Annotated in this window: 1 protein-coding gene; it reads right to left on the bottom strand. The window is 70.0% G+C overall.

Annotated features, from left to right (window positions below):
• A partial coding sequence (locus D7W79_RS42150) for a non-ribosomal peptide synthetase (RefSeq protein WP_147442364.1) occupies positions 1-1,072 on the bottom strand: 1,072 nt, incomplete at both ends.

Below are 1,072 nucleotides of genomic sequence, written 5' to 3'. Positions count from 1 at the left end.
ACGGTGGGGGATTCGAAGAGGGCCCGCAGCGGCAGCTCTACCGCGAACGTGGCGCGCACGCGCGAGACGAGCTGGGTGGCCAGCAGCGAATGGCCGCCGAGCGCGAAGAAGTCGTCCTGCAATCCGACTCGCTCCACGCGGAGGACTTCGGCGAAGAGGGCCGCGAGCTGCTCCTCGGTGGGCGTGCGCGGCGCGACGAAGACGGAGCCGCGCGGCGTGTTTCCAGGCTCCGGCAGGGCTTTGCGGTCCACCTTGCCGTTGGCGTTGAGGGGCAGGGCCTCCAGGACGAGGAGCGCGGAGGGCACCATGTACTCAGGCAGCCGCTGTTTGAGGCTTGCCTTGAGGGCTTCGGAGCTCAGCACCTGGCCTTCGCGCGCGGTGACGTAGCCGACGAGGCGCTTGTCCGAGTCCGCCCCACGGGCCACGACGACGGCCTCGTTGACGCCAGTGGATGCGCGCAGCGCGGCTTCGACTTCACCCAGCTCGATGCGGAAGCCGCGCACCTTCACCTGGAAGTCGACGCGGCCCAGGAAGTCGAGCGTGCCGTCTTCTCGCCAGCGGGCCTTGTCGCCCGTGCGGTAGAGGCGCTCGCCGGGAGTGGAGGCGAAGGGGTGGGGGACGAAGCGCTCCGCGCTCAGGTCCGGACGATTGAGGTAGCCCCAGGCGAGGCCCTGGCCACCGACGTACACCTCACCGGCGACGCCCACGGGCACCGGACGCAGGTGCGCGTCGAGCACGTAGGCGGTGGAGTTGGAGAGCGGGCGGCCAATGGGCACCGCACCGTCCACCACCGAGTCTCGACGCAGGGTGAGCGTCGCGGAGAAGGTGGTGTTCTCCGTGGGGCCGTAGCCGTTGATGAAGGTGGTGCCTTCGGGGATGCGGGAGAGGTGCTCACGCACTCGGGTGGCGGGCAGCACGTCGCCACCGGCGAGGACCTGACGCACACCCGCGAGGGCTTCACCCTGGTGCAGGGCCATCTGCTCGAAGAGGGCTGCGGTGAGCCACAGGGACGTCACGCGGTGGTGACGCAACTGGGTCGCCAACTCCTCAAGCGAGAGGGAGTGAGGCGGAG

Origin of the sequence: Corallococcus exercitus, assembly GCF_003611585.1 — a bacterium.
In the GTDB taxonomy this organism is placed as follows: domain Bacteria; phylum Myxococcota; class Myxococcia; order Myxococcales; family Myxococcaceae; genus Corallococcus; species Corallococcus exercitus.
Note: the sequence above shows the minus strand (reverse complement) of the source record. Positions and strands in the feature narration are given on the sequence as shown.